16 protein-coding genes and 1 pseudogene are annotated in these 18449 nt (G+C 75.0%); 13 read left to right on the forward strand and 4 right to left on the reverse strand.

The window, feature by feature from the left end; all coding sequences use genetic code 11:
• The first annotated feature begins 82 nt into the window (after positions 1 to 82).
• The 9 genes and pseudogenes from ACIBBA_RS09885 (at position 83) to hpnH (ending at position 10619) form a co-directional block, all read left to right on the forward strand.
• On the forward strand, positions 83 to 1921 hold the full coding sequence (locus tag ACIBBA_RS09885; RefSeq protein ID WP_396695599.1) for a 1-deoxy-D-xylulose-5-phosphate synthase: 1839 nt from the start codon (positions 83 to 85) through the stop codon (positions 1919 to 1921).
• Between the two features lie 43 nt (positions 1922 to 1964).
• Positions 1965 to 2822, forward strand: coding sequence for a squalene synthase HpnC (hpnC, locus tag ACIBBA_RS09890; protein WP_396695601.1), 858 nt, complete (start codon positions 1965 to 1967; stop codon positions 2820 to 2822).
• Positions 2819 to 3688: a presqualene diphosphate synthase HpnD gene (gene hpnD, locus ACIBBA_RS09895; RefSeq protein WP_396695603.1), complete on the forward strand. Its 870-nt coding sequence runs from the start codon at positions 2819 to 2821 to the stop codon at positions 3686 to 3688. Before hpnC ends, hpnD begins: the two co-directional genes overlap by 4 nt.
• Positions 3685 to 5058 carry a hydroxysqualene dehydroxylase HpnE gene (gene hpnE / locus ACIBBA_RS09900; RefSeq protein WP_396695605.1) on the forward strand — a complete coding sequence of 458 codons (1374 nt, stop codon included), beginning with the start codon at positions 3685 to 3687 and terminating at the stop codon, positions 5056 to 5058. Before hpnD ends, hpnE begins: the two co-directional genes overlap by 4 nt.
• Positions 5055 to 6062, forward strand: a complete 1008-nt coding sequence (locus tag ACIBBA_RS09905; protein ID WP_396695607.1) for a polyprenyl synthetase family protein — start codon at positions 5055 to 5057, stop codon at positions 6060 to 6062. Before hpnE ends, ACIBBA_RS09905 begins: the two co-directional genes overlap by 4 nt.
• Complete coding sequence (gene shc / locus ACIBBA_RS09910; RefSeq protein ID WP_396695609.1) at positions 6062 to 8056, forward strand: squalene--hopene cyclase; 1995 nt, start codon at positions 6062 to 6064, stop codon at positions 8054 to 8056. The genes ACIBBA_RS09905 and shc overlap by 1 nt, the downstream gene beginning before the upstream one ends.
• A gap of 47 nt (positions 8057 to 8103) precedes the next feature.
• Positions 8104 to 8595: pseudogene (locus tag ACIBBA_RS09915) on the forward strand (hypothetical protein); the annotation flags it as partial.
• Between the two features lie 48 nt (positions 8596 to 8643).
• On the forward strand, positions 8644 to 9615 hold the full coding sequence (gene ispH, locus ACIBBA_RS09920) for a 4-hydroxy-3-methylbut-2-enyl diphosphate reductase (RefSeq protein ID WP_396695941.1): 972 nt from the start codon (positions 8644 to 8646) through the stop codon (positions 9613 to 9615).
• 2 nt (positions 9616 to 9617) lie between these two features.
• A complete protein-coding gene (gene hpnH / locus ACIBBA_RS09925; RefSeq protein WP_350875076.1) occupies positions 9618 to 10619 on the forward strand; it encodes an adenosyl-hopene transferase HpnH in 1002 nt (333 codons plus the stop codon).
• Between the two features lie 24 nt (positions 10620 to 10643).
• Here the strand turns inward: hpnH and ACIBBA_RS09930 are convergent, their stop codons facing one another.
• Entirely contained in the window at positions 10644 to 11393 is a 750-nt protein-coding gene (locus ACIBBA_RS09930; protein WP_396695611.1) for an SDR family NAD(P)-dependent oxidoreductase, read from the reverse strand.
• Positions 11384 to 14086 (reverse strand): wax ester/triacylglycerol synthase domain-containing protein, encoded by a 2703-nt coding sequence (locus ACIBBA_RS09935; protein ID WP_396695613.1) that lies wholly within the window; start codon positions 14084 to 14086, stop codon positions 11384 to 11386. The genes ACIBBA_RS09930 and ACIBBA_RS09935 overlap by 10 nt, the downstream gene beginning before the upstream one ends.
• Before the next feature lie 107 nt (positions 14087 to 14193).
• Between ACIBBA_RS09935 and ACIBBA_RS09940 the strand changes: the two genes are divergently transcribed.
• Positions 14194 to 15042 (forward strand): hypothetical protein, encoded by an 849-nt coding sequence (locus tag ACIBBA_RS09940; protein ID WP_396695615.1) that lies wholly within the window; start codon positions 14194 to 14196, stop codon positions 15040 to 15042.
• 338 nt (positions 15043 to 15380) lie between these two features.
• Complete coding sequence (locus tag ACIBBA_RS09945) at positions 15381 to 16259, forward strand: DMT family transporter (protein WP_396695617.1); 879 nt, start codon at positions 15381 to 15383, stop codon at positions 16257 to 16259.
• Between the two features lie 58 nt (positions 16260 to 16317).
• Here the strand turns inward: ACIBBA_RS09945 and ACIBBA_RS09950 are convergent, their stop codons facing one another.
• The gene (locus tag ACIBBA_RS09950; RefSeq protein ID WP_396695619.1) at positions 16318 to 17025 is read right to left on the reverse strand and encodes a carbonic anhydrase; all 708 of its coding nucleotides are present in this window, start codon (positions 17023 to 17025) and stop codon (positions 16318 to 16320) included.
• A gap of 136 nt (positions 17026 to 17161) precedes the next feature.
• Here ACIBBA_RS09950 and ACIBBA_RS09955 point away from each other — a divergent pair, with 136 nt between their 5' ends.
• Complete coding sequence (locus ACIBBA_RS09955) at positions 17162 to 17686, forward strand: molybdenum cofactor biosysynthesis protein (RefSeq protein ID WP_396695621.1); 525 nt, start codon at positions 17162 to 17164, stop codon at positions 17684 to 17686.
• A 6-nt stretch (positions 17687 to 17692) separates the two neighbouring features.
• Here ACIBBA_RS09955 and ACIBBA_RS09960 read toward each other — a convergent pair whose 3' ends face one another.
• On the reverse strand, positions 17693 to 18109 hold the full coding sequence (locus ACIBBA_RS09960) for an MmcQ/YjbR family DNA-binding protein (protein WP_350874904.1): 417 nt from the start codon (positions 18107 to 18109) through the stop codon (positions 17693 to 17695).
• A 37-nt stretch (positions 18110 to 18146) separates the two neighbouring features.
• On the opposite strand from ACIBBA_RS09960, the gene ACIBBA_RS09965 reads away from it, so the two are divergent.
• Positions 18147 to 18449 (forward strand): GNAT family N-acetyltransferase, encoded by a 303-nt coding sequence (locus ACIBBA_RS09965; protein WP_350874903.1) that lies wholly within the window; start codon positions 18147 to 18149, stop codon positions 18447 to 18449.

The raw sequence follows: 18449 nt of genomic DNA on the forward strand, positions 1-18449 counted from the left end.
CACGACCCACGCCGGCGGCCGCCCCGCCGGTCGGCGATCCACCCGGTTGTCGCCGTGGAGTTGCGTGTGCCCGGACGGAGAGATGATGTCCCTGCTTGACGATGTCAACCAGCCCGCAGACCTCAACCGGCTCACCGGCGACCAGCTCCGGCTGCTCGCGAGCGAGATCCGGGCGTTCCTGGTGGAGACGGTCTGCCGGCGGGGCGGACACCTCGGGCCCAACCTCGGCGTGGTCGAGCTGACCCTGGCGCTGCACCGGGTGTTCCGCTCGCCGGACGACCGGATCATCTTCGACACCGGCCACCAGGCGTACGTGCACAAGCTGCTCACCGGCCGTCAGCAGGGCTTCGCCGCGCTGCGCGGGCGCAGCGGCCTCTCCGGGTACCCGCGCCGGGCCGAGTCGGCACACGACCTGGTCGAGAATTCGCACGCCTCGACCGCGCTCTCCTACGCCGACGGGCTGTCCCGGGCGTACGCGCTCGACGCGACGCGCCGGGCGGTGGTGGCGGTCATCGGCGACGGCGCGCTCACCGGCGGGCTCGCCTGGGAGGCGCTGAACAACCTGGCGACCTCACCGGGGCGGGTGGTGATCGTGCTCAACGACAACGGCCGCTCGTACGCCCCGACCGTCGGTGGCCTGGCCACGCACCTCACCGGCCTGCGGGCCGGAACAGCGGCGGACCCGGCCGGCCGGACGAGCATCTTCGAGGCGCTGGGCCTCACCTACCTGGGCCCGGTCGACGGCCACGACGTCGACCAGGTCGAGGAGGCGCTGCGCACCGCCCACGCCGCCGACCGGTCGGTCGTGGTGCACTGCGTCACCCGCAAGGGGTACGGGCACGCGCCCAGCGAGGCCGACGAGGCCGATCGGCTGCACGCCGTCGGCGTGGTCGACCCGGGCACCGGGCTGCCGGCCACCGCGCCGGGGCGCACTTGGACCGACGCGTTCTCCGACGAGCTGGTCGCCATCGGGGAGGACCGGCCCGACCTGGTCGCGGTCTCCGCGGCGATGCTCGGCCCGACCGGTCTCACCGGCTTCGGCGCGCGTTACCCCGACCGGACCGTCGACGTCGGCATCGCCGAGCAGCACGCCGTCACCTCGGCGGCGGGGCTCGCGTTCGGCGGGAAGCACCCGGTGGTCGCGGTCTACGCCACCTTCCTCAACCGGGCGGTGGACCAGGTCCTGCTCGACGTGGCCCTGCACCGGCTGCCGGTCACCCTGGTGCTCGACCGCGCGGGCATCACCGGCCCGGACGGGCCCAGCCACCACGGCATGTGGGACCTGTCGCTGCTCGGCGCGGTGCCGGGCCTGCGGGTGGCCGCGCCACGCGACGAGGCGACACTGCGCGAGGAGCTGCGCGAGGCGGTCGCCGAGCAGGACGGCCCCACCGCGCTGCGGTTCCCCAAGGCCCGGGTGGGCGAGGAGATCCCGGCGCTCTACCGGACCGGCGGGGTGGACGTGCTGCGTACCGCGGCGGCCGCGCCGGTGCTGCTGGTCGCCGTGGGCGCGATGGCGGCACCCGCGCTCCGCGCGGCCGACCTGCTGGCCGAGGCCGGTGTGGAGTGCACCGTCGTGGACCCCCGCTGGGTCCGGCCGGTCAACCCGGCGCTGGCCGGTCTGGCCGCCGAGCACGCCCTGGTGGTCACCGTCGAGGACGGCATCCGTGACGGGGGGATCGGCTCCGCCCTCGCCCAGGCGCTCGCCGACGAGAGCGTCGGCACCCCGGTGCGGGTGCTGGGCCTGCCGACGTCGTTCATCACCCACGGGGAGCGGGCCGCTCTGCTCGCCGAGCACGGGCTGGACCCGCCCGGCATCTGCGCCGCGGTCCTGCACCAGGTGTCCACCCTCCCCGCCGACCTGGACGCGCGGGTGCGGAACCGGAACCGGGCGCAGAAGCCGTTGAGTCCGCTGCCCGGATGAACCACGACCGTCGACCCCGCGCCCGAGAGGAAGGGAACCTGGGATGAGTCAACAGACCGTTGTCCCCGCCGTGCACCGGCTCGCCCAGGCCCGGGCGGAGGAGAACTTCCCCGTCGCGCTGCGGGTGCTGCCCGCCCGGTACCGCCGCCACCTCATCGCCGTCTACGGGTACGCGCGGTACGTCGACGACATCGGCGACGAACCGCTGGCTCCCGGCGTCGACCGGATCGCCGAGCTGGACCGGGTCGAGGTCGACCTGCGCGCGCTGTACACCGGCCGGACGGTGAGCCATCCGGTGGTACGGGCCCTCGCGCCCACCGTGGCCGAGTGTGGGCTGCCGCTCGACGCGCTGGTCCGCCTCATCGAGGCCAACCGGGTCGACCAGCGGGTCACCCGATACGCGACCTTCGCGCAGCTGGTCGAGTACTGCACCCTCTCCGCCAACCCGGTCGGTGAGCTGGTGCTGCACGTCTTCGGGCAGGCCGGACCGACGCAGGGGAAGCTCTCCGACCGGGTCTGCACCGCGCTGCAACTCATCGAACATCTCCAGGACGTGGCCGAGGACCACCGGCGCGGGCGGATCTATCTGCCGGCGGAGGACCTGGACCGGTTCGGCGTCGGGGAGGCCGACCTGGCCGGACCCGCCGCGACCCGGCCGCTGCGGGAGCTGATCGCCTTCGAGGCGGAGCGGGCCGGAGCCTGGCTCGACGCGGGCGCGCCGCTGGTCTCGGCGCTGCGCGGCTGGGCCCGGGTCGCGGTCAGCGGCTACCTGGCCGGCGGCCGGGCGACCCTGGACGCGCTGGCGGCGGCCGACCACGACCCGTTGCGGACCGCCGTGCGCCCCCGGCGCCGGCGGGTACTGCGCCGCTGGGCCAGCGCCACCGTGCGGAGCGCCGGATGACCGCGACCGTCGGCGTCGAAGCGGCCTACCGTCGCTGCGAGGACATCACCCGCAGCCAGGCCGCCAACTTCGCGTACGGCATCCGGCTGCTGCCGGGGGCCAAGCGCCGCGCCCTCTCGGCCATCTACGCCACCGCCCGGCGCATCGACGACATCGGTGACGGTCAGCTCCCGTCGGAGGAGAAGCTGGACCGGCTGGCGCAGACCCGGGCGGCACTGCACCGGCTGCCGGCCGACGGCGGCGACGACCCGGTGCTCACCGCGCTCGGCCACGCCGCGACCCGGATGCCGATCCCGCTGGCCGCCTTCGACGAACTCATCGACGGCTGCGCCGCCGACGTCACCGGCCGCCGCTACGACACCTTCGACGACCTGCACTGGTATTGCCAGTGTGTGGCCGGGTCCATCGGCCGGCTCTCCCTCGGCGTGTTCGGCACCGCCGAGCCGGGACCGGCGGCTCCGCTGGCCGACGCGCTCGGCGTGGCGCTGCAACTGACCAACATCCTGCGCGACCTGGTCGAGGACCGCGCCGACGGGCGGATCTACCTGCCGGCCGAGGACCTGGCGCGGTTCGGCTGCACGCTGGAGTTGGGCGCCGCCGGGTTCACCGATCCGCCCCGGCGACTGATCGACCTGGTCCGCTTCGAGGCCGCCCGGGCGGCCCGCTGGTACGACACTGGGCTGCGGCTGCTGCCGCTGCTCGACCGGCGCAGCGCCGCCTGCACCGCCGCGATGGCCGGCATCTACCGCAGGTTGCTCGCCCGCATCGCGGCCGACCCGCTGGCCGTCACCCACAGCCGGGTGTCGCTGCCCGGGCGGGAGAAGGCCTGGGTGGCCGCCCGCGCGCTCGTCGGGCGTACCAGATGAGCGCGTCGGCGGGGACGCCGCCGGGCGGCGGGGTGGTCGTCATCGGCGGCGGTCTCGCCGGCATCGCCGCGGCGATCCGCCTCGCCGAGTTCGGTCTGCCGGTGACGCTGCTGGAGAGCCGCCCCGAGCTGGGCGGGGCCACCTACTCGTTCCGCCGCGACGGGCTCACCGTGGATACCGGTCAGCACGTCTTCCTGCGGTGCTACCGCGCCTACCGGGGCCTGCTGGACCGGCTCGGCACCACCGCGGGCGTCGTCGTGCAACCACGCTTCGCGGTGCCGGTGCTGCTCCCCGGCCGGGCGCCGCAGTGGCTGACCCGACGCCGGCTGCCCGCCCCGGCCCACCTGCTGCCGGCGCTGGCCGGCTACCGGCTGCTCAGCCCGGCGCAGCGGCTCGCCGCGGTACGCGCCTGCGCGGCGCTGCGCCAGGTCGACCCGGACCTGCCGGACACCGACCGGCACAGCTTCGGCGACTGGCTCGCCGCGCACGGCCAGAGCGACGGCTCGGTGCGTCGGCTCTGGGATCTGATCACCGTGGCGGCGTTGAACGTGCCCTGCGGGCAGGCATCGCTGGCGCTGGCCGCCCGGGTGTTCCGCACCGGGTTGCTCGAGGCCGCCGACGCCGGCGACATCGGACGCCCCGTGGTTCCCCTGGTCGACCTGCACGCGGTGGCCGCCCGGCGGGTGCTGGACCAGCTCGGCGCCCGGGTGCGCACCCGGGCCCGGGTCCGGTGGATCCATCCGGAGCCGGCCGGCTTCCGGGTCGGGGTGGATGGTGGTGAGCTGGCCGCGGAGGGTGTCGTGCTGGCGGTGCCGCACCAGGTGGCCGCCGCGCTGGTCCCGCCGGCCGCCGCCCCGGGCGCGGGCGAGTGGCACCGGCTGGGCGCGTCCCCGATCGTCAACGTGCACCTGCGCTACGCCCGCCGGGTCACCCGGTTGGTGATGGCCGCCGCGGTCGAGTCTCCGGCACAGTGGATCTTCGACCGGTCGGCACCGGACGCCGGCGACGAGCAGCACCTGGTGGTGTCGCTGTCCGCGGCCGACGCCGAGATCGACCGGCCGGCCGCCGAGCTGGTCCAGACGCAGCGCCGGGCGCTGGCCGAGCTCTTTCCCGCTGCCCGGACCACTGCGGTGCGGGAGGCGTTCGTCAGCCGGGAGCCGCGGGCCACCTTCCGGCAGAACCCCGGCACCCGGGCGTACCGGCCGGCTCCGACCACCCGACTGCCCGGGCTGGTACTGGCCGGCGCATGGACCGACACCGGATGGCCGGACACGATGGAGGGCGCGGTGCGCAGCGGCCAGGAGGCCGCCGACATCCTCGCCCGGCAGCTCGTGTCCCGGCCTCGACACCACACGGAGGCCGCACGATGACCGTTGTACGCAGCCGCGGCAGCGACCAGATCCAGACCTATGTCGAGCCGGCCATCCGGGCCCTGCTGGACCGTCTGGACCCGGGCAATCGGCTGGTCGCCGCCTACCAGCTCGGCTACTGCGACGCCGACGGTTCACCCGCCGCCAGCCAGGGCAAGGGCCTGCGGCCGGCGTTGGCGCTGCTGTCGGCCCGGGCCACGGGCGCCGAGCCCGAGGCGGGCGTGCCGGCGGCCGTCGCGGTGGAACTCGCGCACACCTTCTCGCTGCTGCACGACGACGTGATGGACGGCGACACCGAGCGCCGGCACCGGCCGACCGCGTGGACGGTCTTCGGTGTCGGCCCGGCGATCCTCGCCGGCGACGCCCTCATCGGACTCGCCTACGAGGCGCTCGTCGAGGTGCCCGGCGGCAACCCGGCGGCGTTGCGGCTGGCCCAGGACGTGCGGGCGCTGATCGCCGGGCAGATGGCCGACCTCAGCTTCGAGAAGCGCGACGACGTGACCCTCGACGAGTGCCTGACCATGGTCGGCAACAAGACCGCGGCCCTGCTCTCCGGCTCGTGCGCGCTCGGGGCGCTGGTCTGCGGCGGCCCACCCGGGCTGGTCGACGGGCTGTCCCGGTTCGGCCACCACCTGGGGCTGGCCTTTCAGCTCGTCGACGACGTGCTCGGCATCTGGGGCGACCCACGGCGCACCGGCAAGCCTGTCGGGTCGGACCTGCGCGCACGCAAGCGCAGCATCCCGGTCGTCCGGGCGCTCACCGGCGGCGACGCCGCCGGCGAGGCCCTGGCCGAGCTGTACCGCTCGCCGGCGGCGCTGACCGACGAGGACGTGGCCCGGGCGAGCGGACTCGTCGAGGCGAGCGGGGCCCGCGAGTGGACGCAGCAGCGGGCGTGGCAGGAGACCGAGCTGGCCCGGGCCGAGCTGGAGGCGCTGGACCTGCCGGACGACGTGCGCGCCGAACTCGACGACGTGGCCGACTTCGTTCCCGGGCGGGATCACTGATGACCGAGCTGCTCTCCCCGAAGACCACGACGTCCGTCGGCATGGACCGGGCTGCCGACCCGCCGGACCCCGCCGCGGCACGGGAGGCGCTGCGCCGTGCCCGTGACCACCTGCTCGGCCTGCAGGAGGACGCGGGCTGGTGGAAGGGTGAGCTGGCCACCAACGTCACCATGGACGCCGAGGACCTGCTGCTGCGGCAGTTCCTCGGCATCCGGACGGCCGAGCAGACCGCCGAGACGGCCCGCTGGATCCGTTCCCAGCAGCGTCCGGACGGATCCTGGGCGACGTTCCACGGCGGCCCCGGTGACCTCTCCACCACCATCGAGGCGTACCTCGCGCTGCGGTTGGCCGGCGACGAGTTGGAGACGCCGCACATGGCGAGGGCCGCGGCCTTCGTCCGCGCGCACGGTGGGCTGGCGGCCAGCCGGGTGTTCACCCGCTTCTGGTTGGCCCTCTTCGGCCACTGGCCGTGGTCCCAGCTGCCCGCCGTGCCGCCCGAACTGGTGCTGCTGCCGTCCTGGGTGCCGTTCAACGTCTACGACTTCGCCTGCTGGGCCCGGCAGACCATCGTGCCGCTCTCCATCGTCCGGGCGCTGCGTCCGGTGCGTCCGCTCGGCTTCACCGTCGATGAGCTGCGTACGGCCACGCCGCCGTCGCGACGGCCCCGGCTGCGCACCCGCTCCGGCGTGCTGTACCGCCTCGACCGGCTGGCCAGCTCCTACGAGCGGGTCGCCCGCGGGCCGGTACGCCGGCACGCCCTGCGCCGGGCCGCCGAGTGGATCGTGGCCCGCCAGGAGGCCGACGGGTCCTGGGGCGGGATCCAGCCGCCCTGGGTCTACTCGCTGATGGCGCTGCACCTGCTCGGCTACCCGCTGGACCATCCGGTGCTACGCGCCGGCCTGGCCGGGCTGGAGCGGTTCACCGTGCGGGAGGAGACCCCGGACGGCCCGGTCCGCCGGCTGGAGGCGTGCCAGTCCCCGGTCTGGGACACCGCGCTCGCCGTCATCGCGCTCTCCGACGCCGGGCTGCCGGCCGGGCATCCCGCGCTGGACCGGGCCGGCCGATGGCTGCTCGACGAGGAGATCCGGGTCCGCGGCGACTGGGCGGTACGCCGGCCGAAGACCCCGGTGGGCGGTTGGGCCTTCGAGTTCGACAACGACGGGTACGCCGACACCGACGACACCGCCGAGGTGATCATGGCGCTGCGGCGGACCGGCGTACCGGCCGAGGGGGCGGTGCTGCGCGCCAGCCGCTGGCTGCTCGGCATGCAGTGCCGTGACGGCGGCTGGGCCGCGTTCGACGCCGACAACACCCGGGCGCTCCTCGGCGACCTGCCGTTCTGTGACTTCGGTGAGGTCATCGACCCGCCCAGCGCCGACGTGACCGCGCACATCGTCGAGGCGTTGGCGGCGGAGAACTTCACCGGAACCGTGCCGGTGCGCCGCGGCGTGCACTGGCTGCTGCGCGCCCAGGAACCGGACGGCTCCTGGTTCGGCCGGTGGGGCGCCAACCACGTCTACGGCACCGGCGCGGCGGTCCCGGCCCTGGTGGCGGCCGGCGTCCGGCGCGACCACCCGGCGATCGGCCGGGCCGTGGACTGGCTGCTGGCGCACCAGAACGACGACGGCGGTTGGGGCGAGGACCTGCGCTCCTACCGCGACCCGGCCTGGATCGGCCGGGGTGAGTCCACGGCGTCGCAGACCGCCTGGGCGCTGCTCGCCCTGCACGCGGCCGGGCACGGCACGGGCGAGCCGGCCGGCCGGGCGGTGCGCTGGCTGGTCGACACCCAGCGGTCGGACGGTGGGTGGGACGAGCCGCAGTTCACCGGTACCGGCTTTCCCGGCGACTTCTACATCAACTACGGGCTGTACCGGCTGGTCTTCCCGATCAGCGCGCTGGGCCGGATCCTCGACGCGCGGGCCGACGGCCTGGAGGCGACGACCGGCGGCGTGGCGGCGACCGCCGGCGGTCTAGAGGCCACGGTGACCGCGTGATCCGGCCCGCCTTCCCGGACGCTCCCGCCTGGACGCTGTACGCGCCGATGCGGCCGGAGGCAGCGGCGCTGCGCCGTGGGCTGGGCGACCTCGACCCGTACGGCCGGCTGACGCTGTGCCGTACCGGCGTCGGGCCGCGCCGCGCCCGCTCGACCGCCGCCCGCCGCCCGGCCGGCACCGCCCCGGTCGCCGTCGCCGGCGTCGGCGGCGCACTCGCTCCCGGCCTGGCCACCGGCGACGTGGTGGTGGCCAGCACGGTACGCGCCGACCCGCTGGCCCCCGACGCCCCGGCGGGCGAGCTGACGATGCCCGACGCCGACCTGCTCGCCGCCGCGCTGCGCCGCCGCGGACTGCGGGTGCACGTCGGCCCGGTGGTCAGCACCGACCGGCTGGTCGACGGCGCCGCCCGGGCCCGGCTGGCCGGGGCCGGCGCGCTCGTCGCCGACCAGGAGTCGGCCTGGTTGCTGGCCGGCTGCGCGGACCGGCCGACCGCCTGCGTCCGGGTGGTCGCCGACACCGCGACCGGGTCGCTGTACCGGCCGGCCACCCTCAGCCGGGTCCGCAGCGCGCTGCGGGTGCTGCCGGTGGTGGCGGAGGCGCTCACCGAGTGGGCCGCGGCGACCGGCAGCCTGCGGCAGGTGCTGCTGGCCTCGCCCCGCTCCTTCTGCGCCGGGGTGGAACGGGCGATCGCCGTGGTGGAGCAGGCGCTACGCCGGCACGGCCCACCGGTCTACGTCCGCAAGCAGATCGTGCACAACGCCCGGGTGGTGGCCGACCTGCGCGCCCAGGGCGCGGTCTTCGTGGAGGAACTCGACGAGGTGCCGGACGGGGCGCTGACCGTCTTCTCCGCCCACGGTGTGGCGCCCGCGGTACGCGCGGAGGCCGCCGAGCGGCGACTGCCGGTCATCGACGCCACCTGCCCGCTGGTGACGAAGGTGCACGCCGAGGCGCGCCGCTTCGCCGGCCGGGGTGACACGGTGCTGTTGATCGGGCATCCGGGTCACGAGGAGACCGATGGCACGCTGGGGGAGGCGCCCGAGCGGATCCGGCTGGTGCCCGACCCGGCCGCCGCCGAGACGGTGCAGGTGGACGACCCGGCGCGGGTGTCGTACCTGGTCCAGACCACCCTCGCCGCGGACGAGGCGGACGGCATCCTGGACACCCTGCGTCGGCGATTCCCGGCGCTGGCCGGGCCCGGGTCGGACGACATCTGTTACGCCACCACGAACCGGCAACGCGCCATCACCACAGTGGCCGCACAGTCCGACCTGGTCCTGGTCGTCGGCTCGGCCAACTCCTCGAACTCGCGCCGGTTGGTGGAGGTCGCCGAACGGGCCGGGGCGCGGGCCCACCTGGTGGACGGCGTCAGCGACATCGACCTGCGCTGGCTGGCCGGCGCGGCGACGGTCGGAATCACCGCCGGCGCCTCGGCGCCGCCCGGGCTGGTCGACGAGGTCGTCGCCGCGCTCAGCGCGCTCGGGGCGAAGGAGGTGAGCGAGCACACCGCTGCCGTGGAGGACGTGGTTTTCACCCTGCCGAAGGAGGTACGCCAGCCGTGAGTATGCCGTTGCGCCAGAGCCTGCGGGTCGCCAGGTACCTGGCCGAACAGAAGATACGTCGACGGAAGCGGTTCCCGCTGTTGCTGGAGCTGGAGCCGCTGTTCGCGTGCAACCTGAAGTGTGCGGGCTGCGGCAAGATCCAACAGCCGGCCGACCTGCTCAAGCGGCGGATGCCGGTGGAGCAGGCGCTCGCCGCGGTGGAGGAGTGCGGCGCGCCGATGATCTCGATCGCCGGTGGCGAACCGCTCATGCACCCGGACATCGACAAGCTGGTCGCGGAGCTGGTGCGGCGCAAGAAGTTCGTCTTCCTCTGCACCAACGCGGTGCTGCTGCCCAAGAAGATCGAGAAGTTCCGGCCATCGCCGTACTTCGCCTTCACCGTGCACATCGACGGGCTGCGCGAGCGGCACGACGCCTCGGTGTGCAAGGACGGCGTCTTCGACGCCGCCGTCGAGGCGGTACGCGATGCCCAGCGGCGCGGCTTCCGGGTTACCACCAACACCACGTTCTTCAACACCGACACCCCGCAGACGATCATCGAGGTGCTCGACTACCTCAACGACGACCTGGGCGTGGACGAGATGATGCTCTCCCCGGCGTACGCCTACGAGAAGGCGCCGGACCAGGAGCACTTCCTCGGTGTCACGGAGACCCGCGAGCTGTTCCGCAAGGCGTTCGGCGGTGGCCGGCGCAAGCGCTGGCGACTCAACCACTCGCCGCTGTTCCTGGACTTCCTCGAGGGGAAGGTGGATTTCCCGTGCACCGCGTGGGCCATCCCGTCGTACTCGCTGCTGGGCTGGCAGAAGCCCTGCTACCTGATGTCCGACGGCTACGCCGGCAGCTACCGGGAGCTGGTGGAGGAGACCGACTGGGACAGCTACGGCCGGGGCCGGGACGCGCGCTGCGCCAACTGCATGGCGCACTGCGGCTACGAGCCGACCGCGGTGCTGGCGACCATGTCCTCGCTGCGCGAGTCGCTGCGGGCGGCGCGGGCCACCACCTGAGCCGACGGTCCACCGGGTGCGGGCTCAGCCGAACCGGTTGGCCATCCGGCGGTACATCCCGGGCAGCAGCCCGCGTACCGCCACCGGCAGGCGCAGCCAGCCGGGCACGTAGACCTCGGCGCGGTCGCGGGCGATCGCGTCGACCAACGCGTCGGCCACCCGGTCCGGCGCCAGCGGCCGGGGCCGGCGTCGCCGGTACGGCTGGCCCCGGCGGGTGAAGAACTCGGTGTCCACCACGCCGGGCACCACCGTGCTCACCCCCACCCGGCGGCCGGCGAGTTCCAGCCGCAGGCTCTGCGCGAAGGCGTCCAGGCCGGCCTTGCTGGCCGAGTAGACGGACTCGTTGCCCACGCCCAGGCGGCCGGCGATCGAACCGACGAACGCCACGTGCCCGCCGCGGTGACACATGCCGGGCAGCAACGCGCGGGTCAGCTCGATCGGCGCCCGCAGGTTGACCGCGAGCAGTTCGTCGGTGAGCGCGTCAGCCATCCCGACGAACGGGCCGGCCCAGCCGACGCCGGCGTTGTTGACCAGCACGTCGACCCGGGTGTGCCGGGCCAGCGCGCACTCGGCCAGCTCACGTCCGGCCCCCGGCCGGCTCAGGTCGCTCACCAGAGCGCTGGCGCCGGTCTGCGCCGCGAGTCGGGCCAGCCGGTCGGCATCCCGGCCGGCCGCGACGACATGGCTGCCGGCCTCGACGAGGCGTCGCACCACCGCCGCCCCGATCCCCGACGACGCGCCGGTCACCAGCGCCACCGCGCCGGTCAGGCGCATCGGGGCACTCCGGGCGGCACGGCACCCGGCACCCGCCGCTCGGACCGGCCGCCGCCCGGGCCGCCCAGGTCCGCGCGGTCGAGGCCGACGCCCGCCGGCTCGACGCGTGCCCCGGTCGACGCGAGGCCGACGTCGCCCCGGGTGCCGTCGTCGGGACCAGGTCCGGCGCGTTCGCCGTCGATCTCGGCGAGCAACTCGGCCAGGCCGGCGCCCATGGCGGCGACGACGGCGTCACCGGTGTCGGCCAACCCCTCGTTGAGCAGTACGCCGACCTCGAAGGCGCGTTCGTTGCGCAGCACCCCGACGCCGAGGTGCACGCCCTGGGCGAGGGCGACCACCGGGGTGGCCGACCGGATCGGTGCGTCGCTGAGCAGCCGCGGATGGAACAGCGCCGGCATGTAGGAGACGACCACGTTGAGTCGGCGGCTGGTGTAGACCCGCCGGGCGAGCGCGGCGTGCAACGGCGTGGGCAGCACGCCCATCGCCCGCATCACCAGGCCGGCCGCCTCTGCCTCACCGCTGCTCAGCGCGGCCCGCAGCGCCCGGCGTACGGCGGTGATCCGCTCCCGCGGAGGAATCCGGCCCACCGGAAGGTCGAGGGTGACCGCCCCGGTCCAGTTGCCCTGGGTGGGCGCCCGCCGGCGCGGGTCGCGGGAAACCGCGAACATCACCCGCAGCCGGTCCGGCGTCGGGGCCGGATGGGCCGCGCCCAGCGCTCCGGCGGCGAGCGCCAGCATCAGCTCGCTGGAGTGGGCCCGGCAGCCGCGCGCCGCGCGTAGCACGTCGGCGGCCGGCAGCGACGCGGTCACCAGACGTCGGCGCGCCGAGTCGAGCGGCCGGTTGAGCGGCGTACGCGGGGTCGGTCCCTGCGTGGCCAGCCGGGCCAGACCGCGTACCGTCCGCCCGAGCAGCCGGGCGGCCTCCCGGGTCCGGTCCCGTCCGCCGCGGTCGTCGCCGGCGCCCAACCGGACGGCCGCGGGCGTCCGGCCGGCGCCGGCCGGCGCGGGGCGCCCTGACCCGGTCGCCGGCTCGCCCGAATCCAGCAGTCGCTGCAGCACGGCGATCGCGGACAACCCGTCGCCGAGGCTGTGATGCAGCTTGATCGCCACTCGGGTCCGCCCCTCCGGTAGGTCGCCGACCAGCAGTATCCGCCAGGGCGGACGGTCCAGCGGCAGCGGCTCCGACCAGAACCGGTCGACCTCGGCGCTGCCGTCGCCCCCGGCGGGGACGCGGACCTCCTCGACGTGGGCTTCCGGATCGACGGACCGCTCGACCACCCAGCCGGGCCGGCGCCAACGGCCCCGGTCGACCAGGCGACGGCGCAGCGTGGTGATCGCCGGCAGCCGCCGGGCCAGCAGCGCGGTCAGCTCCGCGCGGGTGAGTGGCCGGCCGTCCGGCCGGGGGTCCAGCTCCAGGACGGTGCCGATCTGCTGGGCCTCGTGGGGTGTCTGGACGTGCAGGAAGAAGGCGTCCTGCGCGCGCAGTGGCCAGCTGGCCCGCCGGCCGGCCGCCGGGGTCCGTCCGGGCGGACCGGCGCCCGGGTCGGTGCCCGGCGACTGCCGGGCCTGCGCGACCGCCGGCAGCCCGAGGTCGGGCAGCCACGCCTCGGACGGGGCCTCGACCGGCCGGGCCGGCTGGCCGAGCCGGGTGCGCACCCCGGCGACGAGTGTCTGCGGGGTGTGCGCCGTCTCGGCGAGCCCGGCGGCGGCCATCAGCGCCGCGTTCGCCGCGCCGTGCGCGGCGATCGGGCGGTACATCACGATCGGTGTGCCGGTGGCCAGCGCCTCCAGCGCGGTGGCCCCGCCGGCGTTGGTCACCAGCAGCCGGGCGGCCTGCAGCAGGGTGGGCATGTCGTCGACCCACCCCCGCACCAGCAGCCGCCCCGGCGGGGCGTCCAGCGCCGCGAGCCGGGCGGCCAGCGGCTCGTTGCGACCACAGACGGCCACCACCTGCACCGCGTCGCCGATGCCGACCAGCGCCTGGATCGCCTCCTCCACGGCGCCGAAGCCGTAGGAGCCGCAGGCGACCACCACGGCCGCCCGGTCCGGGTCGAGATCGCAGCGCCGGGCGGCGTCCGCCCGGTCGCCGGGACGGAACATGTCGAGCACCGGCGGCGCGCAGACACCCAGCGGGGCGCCCGGCGCGGCGGCGGCCGCCACCGGTACCGCCGCCCGGTGCACCACCACGTTGAGGTCCAGGTCGGGGTAGACCCAGAACGGGTGCGGGGCGAAGTCCGACACCCAGGCGCCGATCGGCACGCCGAGGCCACGACGGCGGCGCAGCCAGGCCAGGCCGGCGCTGCCCAGGGGGTAGGTCGAGACGATCAGGTCCGGGTCGAACTCCTCGACCACAGGGGCGAGCCGGTAGCCGGCCCAGGCGCCGGTGAACCACTTCGCGGCGGTGGCGAACCACCGGTGCCGCCACAGCGAGGCCCAGAAGAATTCGTACAACCACGGCGTCATCGCGACGTTGGTCACGTAGGTGCGCCGGAAGCCACGGCCGACCCCGGGGCCCATCACCTCGAGGGTGTCCACCCAGCCCACCCGGCTGCCCGGCCAGATCGCGTGGATCCGCTCCTCCAGTGCGCGGCCGGTGGCGTCGTGCCCACCGCCGATGTCGGCGGAGACGACCAGCACCCGCCGGGCGATCGGTTCGACGGGGCCCGGAACGCCCGGACGATGGGGTGCGCTCATGGTCCGCCTGCCGGAGTTGGCCGATCGGTGCGATACCTGGGCGAAGACGGGTATGCGCAGGTGCCTTCGCCGGCCGAGTCCGGCGCCGTCGACTCCGGGATCCTGACATGGCTGTGGGTTTCGTGCTGGCGATCATCGCCGCGCTGTGCAGTGCGACCGCTGCGATCCTGCAGTCGATCGGTGCGCGCCGGCTGTCCGCCACCGCGCACCTCGACCCGCGGCTGCTGTTGCGCCTGGTGCGCAACGGGCCGTACGCCGCGGGACTGGTGTTGGACGGTGCGTCCTCGCTGCTCACCTTCACCGCGCTGCGGACCTTGCCGATCTTCGCGGTGCAGGCGGTGGGGGCGGCCAACCTCGGCATGGTGGCGCTCATCGCCATGCTCGTGCTGCGGGTCCGGCTGACCGTGCGGGACTGGACGGCGATCGCCGGGGTGATCGCCGGGCTGGTGCTGCTGGTGCTCTCCGCGAACTCCGGACCGCCGGGCGAGGTCTCCGCGGCGGCCGGTTGGGGGCTGCTCGCGGCGGTGGTCTCGGTGGCCGTCGGCGCGTACTTCGGCAGCCCCAGGATGTGTGGCCCCGCGCTGCCGGGCGTGCTGGCCGGGCTGTCGTTCGGCTCCGCGGCGCTCGGCGCCCGGCTGCTCGCCCGGGTCGACAGCGTCGGCTCGGTGCTCGCCAACCCGGCCACGTACGCGGTGGTGCTCGCCGGTCTGACCGGGGTGCTGCTCTACGCGGCGGCGCTGCAGCGCGGCTCGGTCACGGTGGCCTCGGCGTCGGCCATCGTCGGGCAGACCGTGGCGCCGGCGCTCACCGGCTGGCTGCTGCTGGGTGACCGGGTCCGGCCGGGATTCACCCCGGTCGCGGTGCTGGGTTTCGCGTTCGCGGTCACCGGTGCGGTCGCTCTCGCCCGGCACGCCCAGCCGCACGCGCCGCGGCGCACTGCGGACGAGCGGCGGTGACGCCGAGCGCGCGGGGGCGGTCGCTGACATGTCGGGAGCTCCCAGGCGGTGACACGGCGGAGGGGCCCGATCAGCTGCCCCCTTCGGAACAATCATCAGCCTAATGACCAATTTGCGTATTCTTGGGGAGATTGCCGGCACTGCCGGCGCTACGGATCGTCTCTCGGGCGACCGCGGCCGGGAGGGCCGGGTCGTTTAGCCCCCGCCGGATCGGGAAGCCGCGGCCGGGCGACCTGCCTCGTCCACGTGCGGGCAGCGCCCGCGGCGGCGGAGCCCGCGGGTCGATGAGCGAACGGCAACGGAGGGGGAACCAGGGTGACCGGTCCGGTTGGCATGCGGTGAACGCGGCGGGGGAGCTGTTCGCCGGCGTACCGATCGCGCTGGCCGCCGCGGCGGCATTCGGTGCCTCCGGCGTGCTGCAGTTCCGCGCCGGCCGTCTGGTGCCCGAGGAGCAGCCCGGCCGGCCGAGCCTGCTGGCCCGGCTGGTCGGCATTCCGATCTGGCGCTGGTCGGTGGTGCTCGCGATCGTGGCGTTCGCCCTGCAGGTGGCCGCGCTGAGCCTGATCCCGCTGATCCTGGTGCAGCCGCTGCTGGTCACCGGGCTGGTCTGGTACGTCCTGCTCTTCGCCGCGGCCGAGCACGACCGCCCGGACCGCAAGATCCTGCTCGAGTCGACGCTCTGCCTGTTCGGCCTCGCCGCTTTCCTGATCATCGCCGAGCCGGGCCGCGGTCAGGGGCGGGGGCTCGAGTCCTTCTGGTCGGCCCTGCTGCTCGGGCTGGCGGTGGTCGTCTCGGTGGGGCTCTGCGTGCTCTCGACGGTGAAGCTCGACCGGCGCTGGCGGCCGATGCCGCTCGCCATCGCCGCCGGTATCTGCTACGGCGTGACCGCCGGCCTGATCAGCAGTTTGGCCTTCCACCTCACCGAGAGCCCGCTCGAGGTGTTCCTGCACTGGCAGGCGTACGCCATCCTGGTGCTCGGCCCGTTCGGGGTGCTGCTCAGCCAGAACGCGTACCAGGCCGGCCCGCTGGGCGCTCCGGCGCTGGCCGCCATCACCGTCACCGACCCGTTGGTGGCCATCTCCGTCGGTCTGGTCTGGCTGGACGAGTCGATCCGGAGCGGGCCGCTGCCGACCTTCGGCCAGGTGGGCTCCCTCCTCGTGGTGGTGCTGGCGGTCTTCCTGCTCGCCCGGCGCGCACCCCATGTGAAGGGCGGTTGACGGCGGTCCGCCGGTCGACGGCCCGGCGGGCGAACCGCCGACCGGCGTGATCGGCTGCTCAGCCCACCAGGGCGACCCGGCCGTTGTCGAGGTCGTAGCGGGCGCCCACCACACTCAGCGCGCCTTCGTGCACCTTCTCGGCGATGATCGGGCTGCGCTCGAGCAGGGTGTGTACCTGCGCCTGGACGTTCGCCCGGACCGCCTTCTCGACCGGGTCGCCGGGCCCGGCGAGCACCGGCTCCACGATCGGGCGCAGGCTGTCGACGATGACCCCGATGTGGCCCGGGGCGGTGCCGCCCGAGTGAATGGCGTCGATGGTGGCCGTGATCGCGCCGCAGCGCTCGTGTCCGAGGACGACGATCAGCGGGCTGCCGAACTCCTCGACGGCGAACTCGACGCTGCCGAGCAGCAGGTCGTCGACGATGTTGCCGGCCACCCGGTTGTCGAACAGGTCGCCCAACCCCTGGTCGAAGAGGAGTTCGGGGGCCACCCGGGAGTCCGCGCAACCGATGGTGACCGCGAACGGGTGCTGGCCGGCGGCCAGTTCGTGCAGGTCGTCGAGGCTCTGGTGGGGGTGCCGGCTGTGCCCGGTGACGAAGCGGTGGTTGCCGCGCAGCAGCCGGCGCAGCGCCTCGGCCGGCGTGACCGGTGCGGGCTCGGCCGGTGCGGCGGCGGCCGCCGGGGCGGCGGCGGTCGCGCCGAGGGCGACGACAGCCGCGCCGCCGGTGGCCAGCAGCGAGCGGCGGGAGAGGGATGGACGCGTCACGATGATCTCCTGAGGTGAGGAAGCGGGTTCTTCCTACCATCGATCACCCTCTGTCCAGTGTGGTGCGGCCCACGTCTGCCGCCGTTCGGTCGGGGTTCCGACCCGGCGGGTCCGGCGGGCGACTACCGTCGGGCGGGTGACCGGGGTACCCGTACCGGACGACCAGCCGGCGCCGCGGATCGTGCAGCTGCTGGCCTCGCCCGTGCACCGCTACGTCGGCCGGCCCGCCGACGGTCCGACGCCCGCCCCGCCCGGCGAGCTGGTCGAGGAGATCCGGATCCGGGCCGGCCTCGGCATCGTCGGTGACCGCTACTTCGGCCGGCCGGCGCACCGCGAGGCGAGCGTGACGTTGATCGCGCAGGAGTCGCTGCCCCCCGGTGGCGAGCTTGTGCAGGTGCGGCGCAACGTACTCACCAGCGGCATCCCGGTCGACGACCTGGTCGGGTCGGTGCTGGTCCTGGACTCCGGCGACGGCCCGGTGCGGCTGCGGGTGAACCGGCCGGCGAATCCGTGCGCCTGGATGGACGTGGCGGTCGGCCCCGGTGCGTGGCGGGCGATGCGCCGCCGGGGCGGGGTGCGCTGCACGCCGCTCACTGACGGCATCCTGCGGGTCGGCCCGGTGGACGTGCTGATCGACGCCGGGCCGCCCGGTCAGCCCTGAGGCGCGTCAGCCGCCGGGTGGGCCGTCGACCAGCGCGGCCAGCCGCTTCGGCGCCAGCACCAGGTAGCTCTCGGTGAGCAGCTCGCCGACCTCGGCCCAGTCGGTCTCGTCGTCGAGCATCAGGCCCAGCACGTCGGCGCCCCAGTCCGGCTTGTAGAACGGATGCCCGGCGGCGACCAGGCCGGCGATCTCGTCGCCGGGCGCGCGGAACGTCAGCACGCAGACCGGGCGGTCGCTCGCCGCGGCCCGCGCGTGGGCCACCTGGTGGTCGGGGCCGACGGTGAGCACGTGGGCGAAGGTCCGCTTGCGGATCCGCCAGCGGATGCCCACCCACGCCGGCTCCTCGTAGGTCTCGGGAAGGCCGAGGCAGACCGGCCGGAGTCGGTCGAGGAGTGTGGTCGGAACGTCTGCGGGGCCGGTCACGCGGGCGACGCTAGCCGGGGCCTGCGACACTTTCCGGATGCAGTTCACCGTGACAGACGTGCCCGAGCGGGAGCGCTTCGAGGCCCGCGACGAGGCGGGCACGCTCGCCGGCATCGTCACCTACCAGCTGACCGGCAGCATCATCGCCTACACCCACACCGAGGTCGACCCGGAGTTCGAGGGGCGGGGCGTGGGATCGACCCTGGCCCGAGCGGTGATGGACGACGCGCGGGCCAAGCGCCGGACGGTGGTGCCGATCTGCCCGTTCCTCGCCGAGTGGCTGGGCAAGCACCCCGACTACGAGGACATCGTCGTCCGGTCCACCCGCAAGGTGAAGTAG

This window comes from Micromonospora sp. NPDC051006 (assembly GCF_044456245.1).
Classification (GTDB): domain Bacteria; phylum Actinomycetota; class Actinomycetes; order Mycobacteriales; family Micromonosporaceae; genus Micromonospora.

Coding starts and splice junctions, on each gene's coding strand:
- ACIBBA_RS09940 (WP_396695615.1), top strand. CDS start 14,194: ATGGCTGTGGGTTTCGTGCTGGCGATCATCGCCGCGCTGTGCAGTGCG.
- hpnH (WP_350875076.1), top strand. CDS start 9,618: ATGCCGTTGCGCCAGAGCCTGCGGGTCGCCAGGTACCTGGCCGAACAG.
- hpnE (WP_396695605.1), top strand. CDS start 3,685: ATGAGCGCGTCGGCGGGGACGCCGCCGGGCGGCGGGGTGGTCGTCATC.
- hpnD (WP_396695603.1), top strand. CDS start 2,819: ATGACCGCGACCGTCGGCGTCGAAGCGGCCTACCGTCGCTGCGAGGAC.
- ACIBBA_RS09935 (WP_396695613.1), bottom strand. CDS start 14,086: ATGAGCGCACCCCATCGTCCGGGCGTTCCGGGCCCCGTCGAACCGATC.
- shc (WP_396695609.1), top strand. CDS start 6,062: ATGACCGAGCTGCTCTCCCCGAAGACCACGACGTCCGTCGGCATGGAC.
- ACIBBA_RS09885 (WP_396695599.1), top strand. CDS start 83: ATGATGTCCCTGCTTGACGATGTCAACCAGCCCGCAGACCTCAACCGG.
- ACIBBA_RS09930 (WP_396695611.1), bottom strand. CDS start 11,393: ATGCGCCTGACCGGCGCGGTGGCGCTGGTGACCGGCGCGTCGTCGGGG.
- ACIBBA_RS09965 (WP_350874903.1), top strand. CDS start 18,147: ATGCAGTTCACCGTGACAGACGTGCCCGAGCGGGAGCGCTTCGAGGCC.
- ACIBBA_RS09905 (WP_396695607.1), top strand. CDS start 5,055: ATGACCGTTGTACGCAGCCGCGGCAGCGACCAGATCCAGACCTATGTC.
- hpnC (WP_396695601.1), top strand. CDS start 1,965: ATGAGTCAACAGACCGTTGTCCCCGCCGTGCACCGGCTCGCCCAGGCC.